Annotated in this window: 20 protein-coding genes and 1 tRNA gene; 11 read left to right on the top strand and 10 right to left on the bottom strand. The window is 62.9% G+C overall.

Features of this window, described 5'->3' with window-relative positions:
* Window positions 1-1,575, bottom strand: coding sequence for an alkaline phosphatase D family protein (locus tag GA829_RS06325; RefSeq protein WP_195177689.1), 1,575 nt, complete (start codon window positions 1,573-1,575; stop codon window positions 1-3).
* 259 nt (window positions 1,576-1,834) lie between these two features.
* The gene (locus GA829_RS06320; RefSeq protein ID WP_195177688.1) at window positions 1,835-3,118 is read right to left on the bottom strand and encodes an MFS transporter; all 1,284 of its coding nucleotides are present in this window, start codon (window positions 3,116-3,118) and stop codon (window positions 1,835-1,837) included.
* Between the two features lie 73 nt (window positions 3,119-3,191).
* On the opposite strand from GA829_RS06320, the gene GA829_RS06315 reads away from it, so the two are divergent.
* Window positions 3,192-3,818 carry a TetR/AcrR family transcriptional regulator gene (locus GA829_RS06315; RefSeq protein WP_195177687.1) on the top strand — a complete coding sequence of 209 codons (627 nt, stop codon included), beginning with the start codon at window positions 3,192-3,194 and terminating at the stop codon, window positions 3,816-3,818.
* Between the two features lie 53 nt (window positions 3,819-3,871).
* Window positions 3,872-4,465, top strand: a complete 594-nt coding sequence (locus tag GA829_RS06310) for a hypothetical protein (RefSeq protein WP_195177686.1) — start codon at window positions 3,872-3,874, stop codon at window positions 4,463-4,465.
* Between the two features lie 24 nt (window positions 4,466-4,489).
* Here the strand turns inward: GA829_RS06310 and ppa are convergent, their stop codons facing one another.
* From ppa to GA829_RS06280, 6 genes are all read right to left on the bottom strand, one after another.
* Window positions 4,490-5,023, bottom strand: coding sequence for an inorganic diphosphatase (gene ppa, locus GA829_RS06305; RefSeq protein WP_195177685.1), 534 nt, complete (start codon window positions 5,021-5,023; stop codon window positions 4,490-4,492).
* Window positions 5,024-5,149: 126 nt separating this feature from the next.
* On the bottom strand, window positions 5,150-5,656 hold the full coding sequence (locus GA829_RS06300) for a GNAT family N-acetyltransferase (RefSeq protein WP_195177684.1): 507 nt from the start codon (window positions 5,654-5,656) through the stop codon (window positions 5,150-5,152).
* A 145-nt stretch (window positions 5,657-5,801) separates the two neighbouring features.
* On the bottom strand, window positions 5,802-6,440 hold the full coding sequence (locus tag GA829_RS06295) for a TPM domain-containing protein (protein WP_195177683.1): 639 nt from the start codon (window positions 6,438-6,440) through the stop codon (window positions 5,802-5,804).
* A 7-nt stretch (window positions 6,441-6,447) separates the two neighbouring features.
* Window positions 6,448-7,341 carry a TPM domain-containing protein gene (locus GA829_RS06290; protein ID WP_195177682.1) on the bottom strand — a complete coding sequence of 298 codons (894 nt, stop codon included), beginning with the start codon at window positions 7,339-7,341 and terminating at the stop codon, window positions 6,448-6,450.
* Window positions 7,342-7,345: 4 nt separating this feature from the next.
* A complete protein-coding gene (locus GA829_RS06285) occupies window positions 7,346-8,161 on the bottom strand; it encodes a TPM domain-containing protein (RefSeq protein WP_195177681.1) in 816 nt (271 codons plus the stop codon).
* An 18-nt stretch (window positions 8,162-8,179) separates the two neighbouring features.
* The gene (locus GA829_RS06280; RefSeq protein ID WP_195177680.1) at window positions 8,180-8,818 is read right to left on the bottom strand and encodes a LemA family protein; all 639 of its coding nucleotides are present in this window, start codon (window positions 8,816-8,818) and stop codon (window positions 8,180-8,182) included.
* A gap of 138 nt (window positions 8,819-8,956) precedes the next feature.
* On the opposite strand from GA829_RS06280, the gene GA829_RS06275 reads away from it, so the two are divergent.
* The 6 genes from GA829_RS06275 to GA829_RS06250 all read left to right on the top strand — a co-directional run bounded on the left by GA829_RS06275 (window position 8,957) and on the right by GA829_RS06250 (window position 14,277).
* Window positions 8,957-9,208, top strand: a complete 252-nt coding sequence (locus GA829_RS06275) for a hypothetical protein (RefSeq protein WP_195177679.1) — start codon at window positions 8,957-8,959, stop codon at window positions 9,206-9,208.
* 13 nt (window positions 9,209-9,221) lie between these two features.
* Window positions 9,222-10,106 (top strand): pyridoxal kinase PdxY, encoded by an 885-nt coding sequence (pdxY, locus tag GA829_RS06270; RefSeq protein WP_195177678.1) that lies wholly within the window; start codon window positions 9,222-9,224, stop codon window positions 10,104-10,106.
* Window positions 10,103-10,873, top strand: coding sequence for a DUF429 domain-containing protein (locus GA829_RS06265; RefSeq protein WP_195177677.1), 771 nt, complete (start codon window positions 10,103-10,105; stop codon window positions 10,871-10,873). The genes pdxY and GA829_RS06265 overlap by 4 nt, the downstream gene beginning before the upstream one ends.
* Before the next feature lie 181 nt (window positions 10,874-11,054).
* A complete protein-coding gene (locus GA829_RS06260) occupies window positions 11,055-11,699 on the top strand; it encodes a carbonic anhydrase (protein ID WP_195177676.1) in 645 nt (214 codons plus the stop codon).
* Window positions 11,696-12,124, top strand: coding sequence for a nuclear transport factor 2 family protein (locus tag GA829_RS06255; protein WP_195177675.1), 429 nt, complete (start codon window positions 11,696-11,698; stop codon window positions 12,122-12,124). The genes GA829_RS06260 and GA829_RS06255 overlap by 4 nt, the downstream gene beginning before the upstream one ends.
* A 98-nt stretch (window positions 12,125-12,222) precedes the next feature.
* Window positions 12,223-14,277 carry a M3 family metallopeptidase gene (locus GA829_RS06250; protein WP_195177674.1) on the top strand — a complete coding sequence of 685 codons (2,055 nt, stop codon included), beginning with the start codon at window positions 12,223-12,225 and terminating at the stop codon, window positions 14,275-14,277.
* Between the two features lie 98 nt (window positions 14,278-14,375).
* Here GA829_RS06250 and GA829_RS06245 read toward each other — a convergent pair whose 3' ends face one another.
* A complete protein-coding gene (locus GA829_RS06245) occupies window positions 14,376-14,696 on the bottom strand; it encodes a DUF167 family protein (protein ID WP_195177673.1) in 321 nt (106 codons plus the stop codon).
* A 4-nt stretch (window positions 14,697-14,700) separates the two neighbouring features.
* Complete coding sequence (locus GA829_RS06240) at window positions 14,701-14,991, bottom strand: YggT family protein (protein WP_195177672.1); 291 nt, start codon at window positions 14,989-14,991, stop codon at window positions 14,701-14,703.
* A gap of 163 nt (window positions 14,992-15,154) precedes the next feature.
* On the opposite strand from GA829_RS06240, the gene GA829_RS06235 reads away from it, so the two are divergent.
* From GA829_RS06235 to GA829_RS06225, 3 genes are all read left to right on the top strand, one after another.
* Window positions 15,155-15,230 (top strand) — tRNA-Ala (locus GA829_RS06235).
* 352 nt (window positions 15,231-15,582) lie between these two features.
* Complete coding sequence (mprF, locus tag GA829_RS06230; RefSeq protein ID WP_195179541.1) at window positions 15,583-18,174, top strand: bifunctional lysylphosphatidylglycerol flippase/synthetase MprF; 2,592 nt, start codon at window positions 15,583-15,585, stop codon at window positions 18,172-18,174.
* Window positions 18,171-19,526 (top strand): virulence factor family protein, encoded by a 1,356-nt coding sequence (locus GA829_RS06225; protein WP_195177671.1) that lies wholly within the window; start codon window positions 18,171-18,173, stop codon window positions 19,524-19,526. Before mprF ends, GA829_RS06225 begins: the two co-directional genes overlap by 4 nt.
* Window positions 19,527-20,082: the final 556 nt, after the last annotated feature.

The raw sequence follows: 20,082 nt of genomic DNA, 5'->3' as shown, positions 1-20,082 counted from the left end.
TCAAGCCGACCGCACCGGATCAAGCGTGACCTTGTAGAGCTCGTTGTCGTCGCGGTCCATCAGCCGCACCGTCAGCTGTTCGGTGGCGCCCTGGATATCGACGAGCCCGAAGAACTGCAGGCCAGCCGACGGCGGCAGGTTCTGGCCCTGTTCGACGTTCGGCGCCTTGATGAACTTCAGTTCCGGACCAAACGTCATGTCGAAATCGTTCGGGCCGAACGTGCCGGCATGGATCGGCCCGGAGACGAATTCCCAGAACGGATTGAAATCCTGGAACTGCGCCTTGTCGGGGTTGTAGTAATGCGCGGCGGTGTAATGCACGTCGGCGGTGAGCCAGACCGTGTTGGTGATGCCGGCATTCTTGATATAGCGCAAAAGGTCGGCGATCTCGAGTTCGCGGCCCTTCGGCAGGCCATTGTCGCCATTGCTGACGGCTTCCGCCCCGACCTTCTTGGCGCCGTCGTCCCAAACGACGAGGCCAAGCGGCATGTCGGCGGCGATGATCTTCCATGTCGCCTTGGAGTTCGCCAGTTCACGCTTCAGCCATTTCGTCTGCTGCTCGCCGAGCATGCGCGAATGTGGCGTCATCGTCTCCTGCATGTCGGGACCGTTGGGGCCGCGATAGGAGCGCATGTCGAGGAAAAACACGTCGAGCAGCGGCCCGTAGGCGATCTTTCGATAGACGCGCCCGGGCTCTGACGGCTCGTAGCGGATCGTCGTCATCTCGTGGAAAGCGCGCGCCGCACGCGCCGCCAGAACATGGATGGATTTCTCGCTGTAACGGCTGTCGGCGGTCAGGTCCTTCGAATCCGACCAGTTGTTCAGCACCTCATGGTCGTCCCATTGGTAGAAGGTCGGGCAGATCGCGCTGAGACCCAGCACGTTCCTGTCCATCATGTTGTATTTCCACTGGTCGCGGTATTCGTCGAGCGTCTCGGCGACCTTGCGCTTGCCGTCGATGAGCACGACGTTCTTCCACTTGCCGCCGCCGGGAAGGTCGACTTCATCCTTCATGGCGCCGTCGGCATAGATGGTGTCGCCCGAATGCAGGAAGAAATCCGGCGTGTGCTTGCCGATGGTGGAATAGGTCTTCATGCCGGTCTCGTCGATGCCCCAGCCCTGGCCCGCCGTATCGCCGGACCACGCGAAGCGGATGTCACGCTTCGAAGCTGGCGCCGTCCTGAAGCGCCCGACGATCGGCTCGGACACCGTGTTGATATCGGCGAGATCGGCCGCCGTCATGCGATAGAAGATGTCCTGGTCGGAAGCGAGTTCGGTGATGAGCCGCTTGACCGTGTAATCGCTGGCCGGCGACGTATCGAGCGGTGCAAGCCGGGTGGCGTTGGCGAAATTCTCTGTCGACGATATCTCGAACATGACACGCGACGGACGGTCCGTGCGCGTCCAGATCACACCGCTGGTGGCATCGACGTCGCCGGCCTGTACGCCGTGTGTGAAAGCCGGACGCTGGTTGGCGCGGGAATAGTAGGGCATCGCCAGACCGGAGACGCCGACCAGGCCAGCGGCGCTGGCGGAGGTGACGAAAGCACGCCGGGTCATCGAAATCTTGTTCATGGCTGTCTCCTGGATGGCTTGAACGGTGCCACCAAGGTCTAGCGTCAATGTTTCAGACGCATCTCGAAACCATGAAGTTTTCGTAACAGCAGACAGGCTCTTCCCTTCTCCCCTTGTGGGAGAAGGTGGATCGGCGCGAAGCGCCGAGACGGATGAGGGGTGCTCCAGCGTAGTGACGCGTTGGCATTCCCTGGAACACCCCCTCATCCGTCGCCTTCGGCGACACCTTCTCCCACAAGGGGAGAAGGGAAGAGCAGCCTCAAGCCGCCTGCGGCTCGGGGTCGAAAGCAGGCTGGCTGGTGTTGATCAAGAGCGAGATACAGGCGGCGGCGATTGCCGTCATGCCGGCGATCAGGAAGGCCAGTTCATAATTGCCTTGCAGTTCGCGCATGGTGCCGCCGAAGGCGGCGGCGGTGGCCGCGCCGACCTGATGGCCGGCGACGATCCAGCCGAACACGATCGGTCCGCTGCGGTCGCCGAAGGCCTCGTTTGCGAGCCTCAGCGTTGGCGGCACGGTGGCGATCCAGTCGAGGCCGTAGAGCACGGCGAAGATGATCAGGCTGGTCGCCGAGAAGCCGGAATAGGGCAGGTAGATCAGCGACAGGCCACGGATGGCATAATAGACGCCAAGCAGCTTGCGCGGATCGTAGCGGTCGGTGAGCCAGCCCGACAAAGTCGTGCCGATCAGGTCGAAAATGCCCATCATCGACAGCAGGCCAGCCGCCTGCACCTCGCCGATGCCCATGTCGCCACAGAAGGCGATCAGATGCGTGCCGACTAGCCCATTGGTTGTGAAGCCGCAGACGAAGAAGGTGGCGAACAGATACCAGAAAACCCGGGTGCCGGCGGCACGGCGCAGCGTGCCGAGCGTATGGGCGAGAAAATTGCCTTGTGACGCCGGCGACGTCGGCGGCACATCATCCGCCTCGGCACCATAGCGCACCATGCCGATCGAGGCCGGGCGCTCCGGCACCAGCAGCCAGACCAGCGGGATCAGCGCTGCTGTGGCGATCGCGACTGTAACGACAACCGGCTGCCAGCCGCCCGACTGCGCCAGCGAGGCGATGAGCGGCAGGAAGATCAGCATTCCGGTGGCGCTCGAAGCCGACATCAAGCCCATGACAAGGCCGCGATTGGTCTTGAACCAGCGGTTGACGATCGTGGCGCCGAGCACGCTGGCGACAGCGCCGGAGCCTATGCCCGAGAACACGCCCCAGGTGATGAACAGATGCCATGGCTTGGTCATCAACAGGCTGAGCGCGGTCGAGGCCGACATCACCACAAGCGATGCGAGCACCGTGCGGCGCAGCCCGATCCGCTCCATCAGCGCGGCGGCAAAGGGACCGGTCAGGCCGTAGAGCAGGATGCCCACGCCGGCAGCCAGCGACACGACGTCGCGCCGCCAGCCGAAACTGTTTTCCAGCGGCAGCATCATGACCGAAGGCGCGGAACGCAGGCCGGCCGCGATCAGCAGGCAGAGGAAGATGACACCGACCACCACGAAAGCGTAGCGCTGGCCAAAGGGACGGGATTGAGTTATCATGTTACTGACCGGTACGTTGCGGGTGAAGGCATGTATACGTACCGATCGGTAACACTGTCAATCGAGTCATATGATGCCAACGGACAAAAATATTGAACCGACCATCAACGACGGTCATGCGGCGGCTCCGCCCAAGGCCGCCAAGAAGATACTCGATGTTGCGTACGACCTGTTCTATCGGCGAGGCATCCGGGCGATCGGCGTCGACGAGATCGTCAAGCGCGCTGGCGTCACCAAGCCCAGCCTCTATCGCAGCTTTCCTTCCAAGGACGAGTTGGCCGCTTCCTATCTCAGACGCTACGATCTCGAATTCTGGCAGCGCTTCGATGAGGCGGTGGATGCCCATCCCGGCGAGCCGCGCGCACAGATCAAGGCCTTCCTGACCCGTGTCGGCAAGCGCACGCAGATGCCGGATTATCGCGGCTGCGGCATGACCAACGCGGCTGTCGAGTATCCCGAGCGCGGCCACCCGGCGCGCGTTGTCAGCGAAGCCAACAAACAGGAGCTGCGCCGCCGCCTGCGCGCCATGGCAACTGAAATGGGGGCCAGCGATGCCGACACCCTCGGCGACGGGCTGCTGCTCCTGATCGAAGGCGCCTATATCAGCGGCCAGTTGTTCGGCGCCGGCGGCCCGGCACAATCAGTGGCAAGGAATGCCGACCTGCTGATCGAGGCCAGTTTGAAGGTATCACCGATCTAGTCCAGCCGAATATTTGGCGTTACCCTGGGGCATCAGCAATCGAGATGTCCGCCATGCGCGCCCTTTTGATACCGCTCGTCTTCGCCGGTCTCTGCCAGGCAGCTCAGGCCGGCGCGATATCCAGCGCCTACACCGATCTCGACTCGAAAAAGGACTGCGTGACCTACGCCCAAGCAGCGGAAGGCGAGGGCGACTGGGCCGAACTCGCCTGCTCGGGCTATCGCGGCTATCCGGTGCTGATCGCCTATGACGATGCCCGCGAGTCGCTGTTCTACGGCTTTCCGCCCGGCGGCGACATGACATCTGCCTGGGAGAGTTTTTCCGCCTTCAACTCATCCGGTGCCAAGATCGAATGGCGTATCGAAACGACCGGAGACAAGGCCGTGCCCTTCGCGGTCATCCACCGCTGGACGGTCAGCAATCCTGAGGATGAGAAAAAATCGACGGACGTGCTGCTCGTTGCCAAGGTCGCACAGATGGACGCCCGCGAGGGCTGCACGGTTGGCCTCGTTCTGGCCACCGGCAATCCTTCCGCCAACGACCAGGCGCGCAAGCTTGCCGATGAAAAGGCCCGGAGCTTTGCCTGTGGCAAGGACAAGCACACCGTCATCGGCAACGTGCCGCCATTCGGCCGGGTAGACAACTAGACGAAGGGTTGCCTGTCCGCGAACCTACTTGCTCGCCTTGGCTCGCGCGATCGCGTCGACGATCATCTTCTTGGCGTATTTGGAATCGTGCCAGCCTTCGATCTTGACCCATTTGCCGGGTTCCAGATCCTTGTAGTGCTCGAAGAAGTGCTGCACCTGCTGGCGCGTGATGTCGGGCAGCTGCGTGTATTCGGTGACATTCTCGTAGCGCAGCGTCAGCTTCGGTGACGGCACCGCGATGACCTTCTCGTCCTGGCCGGCATTGTCTTCCATCACCAGCACGCCGATCGGCCGCACATTGATCACGCAGCCCGGCACCAGGGCGCGCGTGTTGCAGACCAGCACGTCGATCGGGTCGCCATCACCCGACAGCGTGTGCGGCACGAAGCCGTAATTGCCGGGGTAGCGCATCGAGGTGTGCAGGAAGCGGTCGACGAACAAAGTGCCGGCCTCCTTGTCCATCTCGTACTTGATCGGCTCGCCGCCGATCGGCACCTCGATGATGACGTTGATGTCCTCGGGCGGATTCTTTCCAATGGCGATGGCTTCGATGCGCATGGCTTTGTCCCTCTTTCGATGAAAGATCGATAGCGGGCGAAACGTCATGGTGCAATGCGGCTATTGGTACGCAGCGCTAATGGAAGCGCACAGTTTGTGAATGGCCTGTTACCGAAACCGCGTCCGTCATTCCCAGACGAAGGCTACCTTCTTCAGCGCCTTCTGCTCGAAGACTTCGACGCCCTCGGCGACATCGCGGCCACCGGCGCCGGTATAGAAGTCGAGCGCGTTCTGGTTGTCTTCCAGCGCCCACACAACCATGCCTTTCAGCCCGTGGTCGGCGAGCCGGGCCCGCGCGGCCTGGAACAGCCGGCTGCCGAGCCCAATGCCTTGATATTCCGGGCGCATGTACAGTTCATAGATTTCGCCCTGCTGCCGGAGCTCGCGGGCGCGATTCTTGCCGATCGTCGCATAGCCGGCGATCTTGCCGCCGATCTCGACGACAAGAACGGTCGCGGCGCGGCGGATGGCATTCGCCCACCAGTCGGACCCGCGCCGATTGATCATCGACGTCAGCGTGCGATGGGGAATGATGCCGGAATAGGCGCCGTTCCAGGCCTGCTGGTGCACGTCGGCGATAGCGCCCGCGTCGCGTGGTTCGGCCTTACGGATATCGATCGTCAGCGTGTTCATGATTTGTTAACCATAAACCCGCATCGCCCGATTGCAAGAGTTCGCAGGACCATCGCCGCGCTTTCTCACAAGCGCCGTCGGCAAGAGAGTGCCTGGCTGGAAATGCGCTCCAGCGCCCGGCAGAGTAGCGTTTACGGGAACGCTTTCAGATTTCGACCAGGTGATCGTCCAACTCGTTGGTATCGCCTGACGTAACCGGAAAGTGCTCGGTCAGCACCGCCCCTACCTGCCCGATCGCCTTGACGAAGCCGTCGGCGAGGCGGTCGTCGCCGGCATGCGCGGTCAGGTCGCGCACGACGCCGTCCCAGACATGCTGGCCAACGCGGCTGTCGATGCCGCTGTCGGCGATCACTTCGGCATAGCGCTCGGCGATCGAGACGAAGACCAGCACGCCGGTGCGCGCCGCTGTACGGTGAACGTTGCGGGCCAGGAACTGCTTGACCGCGTTGGTGTGCGCCGCCTGATAACGCATCCGCCTCGGCACGAGATGGATGCGCAGGCCGGGCAACGCCCACAGCAGCGCCAGCACGCAGGCCAGCGCCAGCAATTGCGCCAGCACAAAATGCGGCACGCGGATCGACAGCCACCAGGCTTCCAACCCGTAGCCGACGGCAAGGCTGACGGCGAGCATGCAGACCGTCGCCATGAAAGCAGCCGGGAAGAAGTAGCCGTCGCTGGCATGCGCCACGACGCAATAGATCTCGCCATCGGTCCTTGCCTCGGCGGCACGGATCGCGGCGGCGACGCGCTCATGATCTCCAGGGCTGATTGGTCGTGTTGCCATGATTATCTCACCAGCTTCCTGAGGAACCGCCACCACCGGATGAGCCGCCGCCACCCGAAAATCCACCGCCGCCCGAGCTTGAGCCGGACGACCAGCTGCTGCCGGAGCCCGAAGACCAGCTGCTGCCCGATGAACCCGACGTCCAGCCACTGCTACCGGAGGAGGACCCGCTCGCCCCCTGGCCGTAGCGAAAGGTCATGCCCAGCCATTTGTAGACGCCTGGCGACAGTTTCGTGCCGAAGAAAGGCGGCAGGAACGCCATGGCCAGGCCACCGAAGAACATCGTTGCCCAAAGGATGAGGAATATCGTGACGATGGGGTCGAGCGGCGCGCTGCTGCTGGGCGGATTGCGGGCACCGCGCGCTTCCAGTTCCTCGGGATTGCCTTCCAGCACCATGACCATGTCGTCGACGGCCTTGCTGATGCCACCGGAGAAATCGCCGGCGCGGAACGCCGGCACCATGTCGTTTTCGATGATCAGCTTGGTGTGCAGATCGGTCAGCGTGCCTTCCAGCCCATAGCCGACCTCGATGCGCATCTTGTGGTCGTTCTTGGCCACCAGCAGAAGCACACCATTGTTTTCGCCCGCCTGGCCAAGCTTCCAGAAGCGGAACAGCCGGTTGGCGTATGGCTCTATCTCCTCGCCATCGAGGCTGGTGATCGTCGCCACGACGATTTGGTCCGAGCCCTTGGTCTCGAACTCCGCCAGCTTCTGGGTGAGTGCCGCCTTGCTGGCGTCATCGATGATGCCGGCATTGTCGACGACCCGCCCGGTCAGGACAGGCAGGTCAGCGGCAAGCGCAGCCGACGCACAGAACAGAGCCACCAACGAGACCAGAGCAGCCCGGATCGCCGGGACAAGGCTCCCGGATCTCGACGCAGCGGTGATGAGGATCGCCATATCGTCACCAACTTCCCGAGGAGCCGCCGCCGCCGGACGAACCACCGCCGCCGGAAAAGCCGCCGCCGCCACCGCCCGAGGACCAGCCGCCGCCGGATGAAGAACCGCTCCCCCCGCCGTAAGTGAAGGTCATGCCGTGCCAGATATAGACTCCTGGCGCCAGCTTGCGCCCGTTGACCCGTACCAGGATTGCCATAACGAAAGCGCCAAAGAACAGCAGCACCCAGACGATAAGGAACACGGTATGGATGTCGATGCTGGAGCTGGTATCCTGGTTACGCGCCCCGCGCGCCATCAGTTCTTCCGGATTGCCCTCCAGCACCATGACCATGTCGTCGACGGCCTTGGAAATACCGCCGGAGAAATCGCCGGCGCGGAAGGCCGGCACCATGTCGTTTTCGATGATCAGTTTGGTGTGCAGGTCGGTCAGCGTGCCTTCGAGGCCATAGCCGACTTCAATGCGCATCTTGTGGTCGTTTTTCACCACCAGAAGCAGGACGCCATTGTTCTCCTTGGCCTGGCCGAGCTTCCAGAATCGGAACAGCCGGTTGGCGTAGGGCTCGATCTCCTCGCCGTCGAGGCTTGGGATTGTCGCAACGACGATCTGGTCGGAGCCCTTGGCCTCGAAGTCCGCGAGTTTCTGGGTCAACGCCGCCTTGGTCGCGCCATCGATGATGCCGGCATTATCGACGACACGGCCGGTTAGAGCCGGCAGGTCGGCGGCGAAGGCCGGCAACGCAAGGATGAGGAGCACCAGCGCCGTAAGCGCGGCTACGGCGGAGCATATGCCGCGCGGCCCCTCGTTAACCCGCAGGATCACGACGGTTGGCCCCGGTCGTTACCCGCCCGACTTTGTGCCGAAATCGACCTTCGGCGGCTGCATCTTGTCTTCGTCGACGGTGAAATTGGCGTAGGGCTGGTTGCTGCGGAACCAGAAGGTCGCCCACAGCACCGACGGGAACGTCTTCAGCGTCAGATTGTAGTCCCTCACCGCCTGGATGTAGTCTCGGCGTGCAACCGCGATGCGGTTCTCCGTGCCTTCGAGCTGCGCCTGCAGCGCCAGGAAGTTCTGGTTGGCCTTGAGGTCGGGATAGGCCTCCGACACCGCGATCAGCCGCGACAGCGCGCTGGTCAACCCTGCCTGGGCATCCTGGAACTTCTTGAGGGCTTCGGGATCCTTCAGCGTTTCCGGCGTCACCGTTATCTGTGTCGCCTTGGCGCGCGCCTCGACCACCGCGTCGAGCGTGTCCTTCTCATGCGAAGCGTAGCCTTTGACCGTCTCTACCAGATTGGGAATGAGGTCGGCGCGGCGCTGATACTGGTTCAGCACCTCGCTCCATGCAGCCTTGGCGTTTTCTTCCGCCGTCGGAATGGTGTTGTAGCCGCAGCCGGCGAGCAGCGGCAGCACAATGGCCATCACCAGGAAAGCGGGAAGCGTGCGGAACATGGATGGTGGGGAGAGGCGCTGGGCAAACATGAGAGGTCCCTCGGCAGAAGTTGCAAGCGAAGCATTAGCACAATCGGCGCGCAAGAAAATGGCACGCTGTCATCGTCGGCGAGGCCCTGTAACTGGCCGGGCGAACACGATAAGGTCACCACCAAACAGGACATCTTCATGGCGCAACGCCAGGACAGCGACAAGGAATCGCGCCGGATCCTCGAGCGCATCGCGAGCGAGACCGATCCGGGCGGCACGTCGTTCGTTGCCAGGGCCGCGAAGGGCGCACGCGACCATGTTTCCGCGGCCGATGCCGACCGCTCGGACCCGATCGAAATCTGGGGCACCCGCGTTGGCAGGGTGATTGGCCTGCTTCTGGCGCTGGGCCTGATGGTCTGGCTCGTGCTTTTCCTCTCACGGGGCAGTTAGGAACCAAGAAACAATGAGCGCCGAAAAAACCGACGCGCCGCGTGCGGTCATCGTCATTTCCAGCCATGTCGCGCGTGGTTCGGTTGGCAACCGTGCCGCCGTGTTCGCACTGGAAACGCTGGGGTTTCCGGTCTGGGCCGTGCCGACGGTCATCCTGCCCTGGCATCCAGGCCATGGGCGGGCAACGCGGATCGTGCCGCCGCTGGATCAATTCAAGGCCTTGCTGGCCGATCTTGAGCGCGCGCCATGGCTGGGCGAGGTCGGCGCCGTGCTTTCGGGCTATCTCGGCGAAGCCGGCCAGGCCGAGGCCGTCGCCTCGCTGGTCGCGGCGGTCAAGGCCAAGACGCCTGATGCCGTCTACATCTGCGATCCGGTGATGGGCGATTCAGGCGGCCTCTATGTGCCGGAACCGACAGCCGTCGCCATGCGCGACCGGCTGATGCCGATCGCCGACATCGCCACCCCGAACCGCTACGAGCTGTCATGGATGACCGGTGCACCCTTGCCCGACCTGAAATCGGTGATCGCGGCCGCACACCATGCCGGACCATCGACCATGCTGGTCACCTCGGCGCCATCGATGATGACCGGCGGCACCGGCAACCTGCTGCTCGACGGCACCCAGGCACTGCTTGCCGAGCATCGGCTGATCGACAAGCCGCCGAATGGCCTCGGCGACCTGACAGCGGCGGTCTATCTGGCGCGCATCCTCTCCGGCCAGCCGGCGGTCAAGGCGCTGCAGTCCACGACGGCGGCGGTCTATGAAATCCTGGCGCGCACGGCCAAGCGCGGCGGCGACGAGTTGCAACTCGAAACCGATGCGCAAAGCCTGTCGCACCCAATGGCGATGGTGCAGCTGCGTCATCTCACGCATCCGGGGCGGGACCGCCGGGCGTGACATCGAGCGACGTCGCGCTGGCCGGCGTCGACGGCTGCAAGGCCGGCTGGATCGCCGTGCGGCGCGATCCGGGTTCGGCACCCTGCGTCGATGTCTTTGCCAGCTTTGCCGCATTGCTCGCCGCCCTTCCCCCGGATGCGATCATCGCGGTCGACATGCCGATCGGCCTGCCCGAGTTTTCGCAAAAGGGCGGGCGCGGGCCGGAGGCGCTGGTTCGGCCATTGCTTGGTCAGCGCCAGTCCAGTGTCTTTTCGATTCCGTCCCGTGCGGCGCTTTATGCCGATACCGATGACTTTACCACCATCGAGGCCTGGTATGCCGCGCATCGGCGCGCTAGCGCGGTGGCAAAGGCCACCTCCGATCCACCGCGCGGCGTCTCGATCCAGGCTTTCGGCATTTTCTCGAAGATTCGCGAAATCGATGCCTTGCTGATCGAAAGGCCCGAGTTGCGCGGCCGTGTTCACGAATCGCATCCCGAAGTCGCCTTCTGCCGGCTGAACGGCGATCAGGCCATGCGCCTGCCAAAGAAGATCAAGGGCAGCGTCAATCCGGCTGGCATGGATGAGCGCAAGGCGCTGCTGTGCCGGCACGGTTATGTCAGGCTCTTCCTCGATCAGGCGCCGCCACGCGGTGCCGCGGCCGACGATTTCCTCGACGCCGCGGCGATGATGCTGATCGCCGGCCGCCTCGCCAATGGCGAGGCAAAATCGTTCCCCAACCCGCCGCCCTCCGACCGTTTTGGCATCCCGGTCGCCATCTGGGCCTAGTCACGACACCCGAGCCATGCCTTTCACATGGTGATTTGCGACCCAGCCATTCGCAATTCGGCATTGCTCGCGGCAGGCTTTTGCCGTTAGAGGCTTTCTCGACCACATCGCATCGGCCCGAAATGCGTACGCAGATGTTAGAGCTGCCGACGCCAACCCGGAAAGGCTCCAGACGCCACCCATGCCCCATCTCCCGGAACACCTCCTCGCCGGCTATCGCAATTTCATGAATGGCCGCTATCTCTCCGAGAGCGGGCGCTACCGCGACCTCGCCCGCGAAGGCCAGGCGCCGGAAACGATGATTGTCGCCTGTTGTGATTCACGCTCGGCGCCCGAGGCGATCTTCGACGCCGGGCCCGGCGAACTTTTCGTGCTGCGCAATGTCGGCAATCTCGTGCCGCCCTATGCGCCTGATGGTGAGTTCCACTCGACTTCCGCCGCCCTCGAATTCGCCGTGCAGAGCCTCAAGGTCAAGAACATCGTCGTCATGGGCCATGGCCGCTGCGGCGGCATTCGTGCCGCACTCGACCCCGCCGCCGCCCCGCTGTCGCCCGGCGACTTCATCGGCAAATGGATGAGCCTGATCGCGCCGGCGGCCGAAACCGTGTCTTCCAGCACGTTCATGACCGCGACGGAGCGTCAGACCGCGCTGGAACGCATCTCGATCCGCTATTCCATCGCCAATCTCCGCACCTTTCCTTGCGTCTCGATCCTCGAGGGCAAGGGGCGGCTGTCGCTGCACGGCGCCTGGTTTGACATTTCGACCGGCGAACTCTGGGTGATGAACAAGGAAACCGGCGACTTCGAGCGGCCAAACATCGGATGAGCGGAACGGCGCGCCTGGCGAGCCGGCCGATCCTTTTTGCCGTGACGGCACTGGCGCTGTCGGCGCTCTCCGCACGCGCTGATGATGGCGCGATCATCAACCGCTGGTACTCGGCGCTTCTGGTCGCCGACCGCACCGAACTGTCCGACCTGCTCGCCGACGATGTCCGCATCAAGCTCGACGATCTCGGCATCGTCCAGAGCAAGCAGGAATTCATTGCGTCGATCGACGAGTGGCAAGGCGCCGTCGCCGGCGCCGCGATCCGCCACCGGATCTCGAAGGCGGAGGGCGGCGTCACCACGGTCATCGCCTGCTACGACTTCCCCAGCAACGACATGCTGATGCAGGAAACATTCGCTGTCACCGACAACCGCATCACCGCCAGTTCGCAAGCGGCGATCGCCGAGACCTGCGACGGCTACTGAGCCCGTCGCGGTCAATTGCCATATTGCGGGCCAGCTGACCGCGCCCTACATCGATAGCAGCCCGCCCCTCCTTGCCTTCCATCAGCGAAAGACCGCCCATGCCGTCCTCAAAAACCGTTGACCTCGCGACCCATCCACTCGCCGCATGGCAAGGGCCACTGGGCCTGCCCGACTTCGCCAGCATTGGTGACGGCGACTTCTCCCCCGTCTTCGACGCCGCGTTGAAGGCCCATGAGGCGGAGATCGAGGCGATCGCCGGCAACAAGGAGGCGCCGACCATCGAGAACACGCTTGCCGCGCTCGAACTCGGCGGCGAAGCGCTGGACCACGTCTCGTCGATCTTCTGGTGCCGCGCCGGCGCTCATACCAATGAGGCGATCCAGGCGCTGGAACGCGACATCTCGCCAAAAATGTCCAGGCATTTCTCGGCCATCTCGATGAACGAGCGGCTGTTTGCCCGCATCGACGACCTCTACCAGCGCCGCGCGACACTGAAGCTCGACGCCGAGACGTTGCGCGTCCTGGAAAAGACCTGGAAGGGTTTTGTCCGCTCTGGTGCGAAACTCGACGCCGAGGGCAAGAAACGGCTGGCGAAGATCAGCGAGGACCTGTCTTCGCTCGGCACCAGTTTTGGCCAGAACGTGCTGGCCGACGAGAGCGACTGGGCGCTGTTCCTCGATGAAGCCGATCTTGCCGGCGTGCCGGACTTCCTGAAAAGCGCGATGGCCGAAGCCGCCGAAATGCGCGGCCAGAGCGGCCGCTTCGCCATCACGTTGTCGCGCTCGATCTATGAGCCGTTCACGACCTTCTCGGAACGCCGCGACCTGCGCGAGATCGCTTTCAAAGCCTTCACCATGCGTGGCCAGAATGGCGGCGCCACCGACAACACGGCTGTGGTGCGCGACATGCTGAAGCTGCGCGCCGAGAAAGCGAAGCTGCTCGGCTATGCCTCCTTCGCCGCGCTGAAACTCGACGACACCATGGCCAAGACCCCGAAGGCCGTGCACGCGCTGCTTGACCCGGTGTGGGAAAAGGCGCTGGAGAAGGCCGCCGCCGACCAGGTCGAGTTGCAGCGGCTGGCGACCGAAGCCGGCAGCAACGAAAAGTTCGCCGCCTGGGACTGGCGCTTTTACCAGGAGAAGCTGCGCGCGGAAAAATTCGCTTTCGATGAAGCGGAACTGAAGCCCTATCTGCAGCTCGACCGCATCATCGACGCCTGCTTCGATGTCGCAACGAGGCTGTTCGGCATCACTTTCGAAGAGAAGAAAGGCATTGCCGCCTGGCATCCCGACGCGCGGGTCTTCGTGGTGAAAAATGCCGATGGCAGTGAACGCGGCCTGTTTCTCGCCGACTATTTCGCGCGACCGTCCAAGCGCTCCGGCGCCTGGATGAGCGCGTTGAAATCCGGCTATAAGCTCGGTCAGGGCTCGCGGCCGGTGATCTACAACATCATGAACTTCGCCAAGCCGCCGGTGGGCGAACCCGCCTTGCTGTCGGTCGACGAAGCCAAGACCCTGTTCCACGAATTCGGCCATGCGCTGCATGGCATGCTGACCGACGTCAACTGGCCTTCGGTCGCTGGCACCTCGGTCAGCCGTGATTTCGTCGAACTGCCCTCGCAGCTCTACGAACATTGGCTGACCGTGCCGGCGGTGCTGGAAAAGCACGCGCTGCATGTGAAGACCGGCAAGCCGATGCCGAAAGCACTGCTCGACAAGATGCTGGCCGCGCGTACTTTCGGGGCTGGCTTCGCTACGGTCGAATTCACGGCCTCGGCACTGGTCGACATGGCTTATCACGCACGGCCGAATGGTCCCGAAGAGCCGCTTCGCTTCGAGGCCGAGACGCTGGAGAAGCTCGACATGCCGGACACGATCGCGATGCGCCATCGCACCCCGCATTTCGGCCATGTCTTTGCCGGCGACGGCTATTCCGCCGGCTACTATTCCTACATGTGGTCGGAAGTGCTCGATGCCGACGCTTTCGCCGCCTTCGAGGAAACCGGTGACCCCTTCAACCCTGTTCTGGCCGAGCGGCTGCGCAAGAACATCTATGCCGCCGGCGGCTCGAAGGATCCCGAAGAGCTCTACACCGCCTTCCGTGGCAAGATGCCGTCGCCCGAGGCCATGATGGCCAAGCGCGGATTGGTCTGATCGAGGTAAGGCCGACGCTGAAGCTGCCAATCTCCCCTACGTGGGGAGATGTCCGGCAGGACAGAGAGGGCGTGAAGGGCATGAGACCGCGTCGTCTCTTAAGGCCTACCAAGCGCCTGGATGCTTCCCGCCAGCGCTGCTGGATCGCCCGTGATGCGCAGCGCCTTCAGGCGGCTGGTACCGCCGGCGACGATCGAAACGGTCGATTGCGGCACGCCAAGCGCCTTGGCGATCAGTTTTTCCAAGGCTGCGTTGGCGGCGCCGTTTTCAGGAACGGCGCGGACACGGGCCTTGAGGTGGCTCCGTCCATCCGCCGATGTCTCGACCCCCTCAAGCCTGTCCATAGCCGCCTTCGGCGTCAGCCGGACAAAGAGATCGGCGCCATCGGGCCGTGTCCTGAAAAACTCGGCCGCGGCCACCGCGTCAGTAGAACAGGCTGCGGACGGTGCTGTCGAGGAAACGCTGCAGGAAGAAGATGATCAGCAGCACAATGATGGGCGAGATGTCGATGCCGCCAAGATCAGGCAGGAAGCGCCGGATCGGCTTGAACACCGGCTCGGTCAGCCGATAGAGCATGTTGCCGACATTGCCGACGAACTGGTTGCGCGAGTTGACGACGTTGAAGGCATAGAGCCAGGAGAAGATCGCCGAGGCGATGATGATCCACCAGTAAAGGCTGAGCGCGTAGATCAGCGTATCGATAAGCGCGTTCATTCAAAGCTCCATTGATTTCGCGACATGTATCGATTGCGCGCGAAACCGGCAAGTGCCGCCATCCGCCGCACTCCGGGCCGCCAGCGGTGCCGGCCGGGCACTTCGGCAAAACCTCGCCTTGACAGGAAACCGCCACGCCCGATAAATGCGCCATCCGCTGGACGGGGCTGTAGCTCAGCTGGGAGAGCGCGTCGTTCGCAATGACGAGGTCAGGAGTTCGATCCTCCTCAGCTCCACCAGCGGAATTTTCCCAGAATATTGGTTTTATCCATATTCACTCGAACGATTGCAGCGCTCCAGGGGCGCGAACGCCGGAAAGTCGTACCTGGCATGAACGACTTCGGCTGTGGCCGGTCGACGGCAATCCTGGGTCCGCCGGCCAGTTTCGGAGAAACCGCATCGCGGTCATATCGCCGACACAGATGCGGCGCTATCCAGCATGGCATGGACTTTAGCATCGGCTGATGACGCCATAAAACGGCCATTGATCGCCGCGAGCACCCTCAACCTCGACAAGACCTGGGATTTTTGTTCACCATGACGCTTAAGCCTGAGCTGACCGACTCGAGCTATCCAGGCCCGACCGCGGATATGCTGCGCGGGCCTGAAGCGCGTCGGCAGATGTTTGGCTTCTGGAGCCGTTACCAGCATTTTGCCCTGCCCGCCGCCGGCGTCGTAATCGCGATCGTCACCGTGGTCGTGCTGCAGCAATTCCTGAGCGAGCTTTCTTTTGATCGTGTGATGGTGTCGGCCTCGGAAATCCCTGCCAAGCACCTCATGATCGCACTGGCGTTGACGGTCGTGAGTTTTGCAGCCGTTGCCTTCTACGACGTCGTGGCCGTGGAGACGATAGCACCCGGACGCATTCCCAAGTTCGTGTCCGCGTCAGTCGGCGCCGCCGGTTACGCGATCTCCAATGCGCTCGGCTTTTCGCTTCTCACCGGTGGAATGCTGCGCTATCGCATCTATGCCGGAGAAGGCATTGCCTTGTCGGACATCGGCCGAATCATCGGCACGTCATGGCTGGCGATCTGGTTCGCATTCACCGTCATGATCGCGCTTGGCCTGGTGCTGGATCCCGCACGGACACCGTTTATCGACCAGATCGATCCTCGCCTGGGCCTGGCGCTCGGCATCGTGCTGATCCTTTCGATCGGTTTCCTGGTTGGATGGCTGTCGCGCGGTGAACGCACACTGACCATCGGCAGGTTTTCGATCCGGCTGCCGAATTCACGCGGGGCATTGACGCAGATCGTGGCCGGCATGGTCGACGTCTGCGCCGCGGCGGGAACGCTCTACGTGCTGATGCCCGATACGGTCACCACCAGCCCGGCGGTCTTCGCTCTGGTTTTCGTCGTGGCGACCATCATCGGCATAGCCAGCCACGCTCCAGGCGGGCTTGGCGCCTTCGAAGCTTCGATGATCGCCGGCCTTGGGCTCGGCACCAACCCGGACGCCATCGCCGCGCTGCTTGCTTTCCGCGTCATCTATACGCTTCTGCCTTTCCTGATCGCGATCATCGGTATCGTGGCATTCGAGATTTACGTCAGACACGCCCATGTGTCGCAGCGTGTGTTGTCCGCGGGACGCATCCTCGAGCCGTTGATTCCCCCGCTTGCCGCGGGTGCGACCTTTCTCGGCGGCATCATGCTGTTGCTCTCGGGCTCCATTCCACGTGCGGCCGAACGCCTTGACCTTCTGTCCGACCTCCTGCCGCTTCCGTTCATCGAGGTCTCGCACCTCGCCGCGAGCTTCGTCGGCATCGCCATGCTGATCCTTGCACGTGGCCTCGCACGCCGGCTCCAGCAGGCCTGGGCGGCCTCGCTCATCCTCTTCATCCTGGGGGCCGTATTCTCGATCGGCAAGGGCCTCGACTGGGAGGATGCGATTGTGCTCCTGGGCTTGTCGGCAATCCTCATCGCCTTTCGCGCCACTTTCTACCGTCGTCCGATCGAGGGTGCCGGACCCTTGTCATGGGGCTGGCTCGCCAGTGTTGTCAGCATCGTCGCAATATCGATCTGGCTTGGCTTTTTCAGCTATCGCGACGTCGACTATTCCAACCAGTTGTTCTGGCAATTCGCCATCGACGGCGATGCGCCGCGCTTCCTGCGCGCCAGCATCGTGATCCTGATCGCGACGGCAGCGGCGGCACTTCACACGGCCGTCAATCGGAACGCCATCGACCGCAAGCAACGTGTGGAAATCCCTCCAGCCGTCAGCGCCATCGTCGCTTCCTCGAATGTGACCTATGCGGCCTTGGCGATGCTCGGCGATAAGCAGTTCCTGATGTCCCCGGACGATCGTGGCTTCATCATGTATGCACGCTCGGGAGGCAGCTTTATCGCGCTCGGCGGACCTATAGGGCCAATAGAAGGCGACACCGATCTTGCCTGGGCCTTTCACGATCTTGCCGACCGCTCCGCGGTCCGTACCGCCTTCTATGGCGTGCAACCGGGGCAGCTGCCAATGTATCTCGACATGGGCCTTGTCGCGCTGAAGCTTGGCGAGATCGCGCGCGTCGACCTGATGGGGTTCACCCTCGACGGCCCACGCCGCCAGCCGCTCCGCTACGCCGATCGCCGTGCCGAGAAGGATGGCCTGATCTTCGAGGTCATCAAGGCCAACCAGGTCGCACCGCTGCTTGCCGATCTGCGGCAAGTGTCGGACGCGTGGCTGGATATGAAAGCCGGCAGCGAGAAAGGCTTTTCGCTGGGCTACTTCGAGAATGACTATCTCAGCAAATTCGACATGGCTGTCATCCGCCAGCAGGGCCGCATCATAGCCTTCGCCAATTTATGGGGCAGTGCCGACAAGAGCGAATTGACCGTCGATTTGATGCGCCATGCGCCGGATGCGCCAAAGATCGTCATGGACGCGCTTCTGACCAGGCTGCTGCTCCACGGCAAGGCGCAGGGCTATCGCTGGTTCAATCTTGGCGCGGCCCCCCTGTCCGGCCTGTCCGCCAATCGGCTCGCCTCCCGCTGGAACCGGTTCGGATCCTTTCTCTACCGGCGTGGCCAGAACCTCTATCGCTTCGATGGGCTGAAGGCCTTCAAGGACAAGTTCGACCCGGTCTGGACCCCGCACTATTTCATCTGCCCGCCCGGCCTGGACACCGTACGTTCTCTTTTTGATGTGACTGCCCTGATCAGCGGCAAGCCGTTGGAACTTATCCGCAAATGACGAAGAACCTCGTGAGGGCGCTTGTGGCGGCCCTCGTGGCCGCCGCCGGATTTGGCCTTGTGCATTTCAACCTGGCGCGGGCCGTGCCGCGCTCGATCCGCGTATCCGCCGAGCGGTTGGTCGACATCGCGGTCATGGAGCCGCGGCAAGACCCGGTTGGACTGGTCATACTGTTTTCGCAAAAGGGCGGCATTGGCCAACGCGACCGAGATCTGGCGAATGCGCTGGTCGACAAGGGCCTGATCGTGCTGCCGGTCGATCTCGAAAAATATCGCCAGAAACTCGATCTGGCCGGCGGCGAATGCATGTATCTCGGCTCCGATCTGGAGAACCTGTCGAAGGAGGCCATTCGCGCGATTGGCGGCGGCAGCTATCTACACCCGGTGGTAGCCGGCATCGGCGAAGGCGGCACGCTTGCCTACGCCGCGGTTGCCGATGCCCCCGTAACGACCTTGGCGGGCGCGGTTGCCCTTGATCCGGCCAACGCACTGGTTACCTCCCTGCCGACATGCCCGGGCGCGGCGGCGACAAGGAGCCCCGCAGGCGGCTTCACCTATGCGCTCGACGCGGAATTGCCGTCGCCGGTCACACTGGTCTCGGCCATCCCGCTCACGGGAATGTCCGATCGGCCATCGGACAATGTGGCGCGGGCAAAGGCGATCGTCGCCGACAGTGCGTCAGGCCGATTCGACGCAGCCGTTGATGCCGTGCTGGCTATCGCCGCAAGCGATGCATCGTCAAATGACCTGCCAACGGTCGATATTCCCGCCAGTTCCAAGCCATACGCACTTGCCCTGTTTTTTTCAGGCGATGGCGGCTGGCGCGACCTCGACAAGGCCGTCGGCGACGAAATGGGCAGGCAGGGCGTTCATGTTATCGGCGTCGATTCCCTGCGCTACTTTTGGACGAAACGCACGCCTGGGGAAATCGCCAACGATACCGTCTCGATGATCGACCGCGCTGACCCGACCGGCAAATTGCCGATCGCGATCTACGGCTATTCGTTTGGCGCCGACACCTTCCCGTTCGCCTGGGCGCATCTGCCAGACCGGATCAAGGACCGCATCCGGTTCGTCGGACTTCTTGCCACCCAGCATACGATCACCTTCCAGGTGACAGTCGGCACCTGGCTGGGTGCCGGAGGCGACCATGCCGTGGCGCCGGCGGTGGCCACCATTCCGCGCGGGCGCGTGCTGTGCGTCTACGGCGAGGACGAGGAAGACACGGCGTGCACCGATCCGCTGCTCACTGGGATTGATACACTTAAGACCAAGGGCGGGCATCACTTCGACGGGGACTATCCCGCGCTGGCAAAGATACTTATCGCCAGCATGAGAGCGCGAATGTCGTAACCGTTGGAAGCGGTGCCGAACCCGCAGCGCACCGAGGATTCAAGGACGCGGTCTTGCCCGTGATTTTCCTTCACCGATGGCGGCAAAGCTTCACCAAGCATATGCGGCGACTGAAATGTCGCTGCGTGCGCGACCATGGCGGACGGAGGGCACTGAAAGTGCATGGCGCGGGCCGCAACGCGGTGGCGAGACCGGACTGATCAGCACGGCTCGGCTCGCCACGAGGCGAAGGCGATCGTGCTCCGACGGAAATTTCCTGTCGACCAGATTGCGCGGCGCGACCGCCCGCCGATCCAGCATGGAATGAGGCCAGCCCGGCTGTCTCGGTAGGATCACGCCATTAGGCTCTTGTAAGTTTTGCCTTACCGTTCCACACATTCGTGAACTGACAAGAGAATCGGTTGTCAATAGAACTTAGGGAGATGGCTGTTACGGGATTCGCGCTATTTTTTTTGGTAGCCGCCCCATTACATTGGCTTCGTCAAAACCTGTTTTTCTGCGCTTTGTGCCAGGGCATTCGGTAGGGGCGGCCGAAGATGCCTTGGTGGATTGCAAA

The organism is Mesorhizobium sp. INR15, assembly GCF_015500075.1.
Classification (GTDB): domain Bacteria; phylum Pseudomonadota; class Alphaproteobacteria; order Rhizobiales; family Rhizobiaceae; genus Mesorhizobium.
Note: the sequence above shows the minus strand (reverse complement) of the source record. Positions and strands in the feature narration are given on the sequence as shown.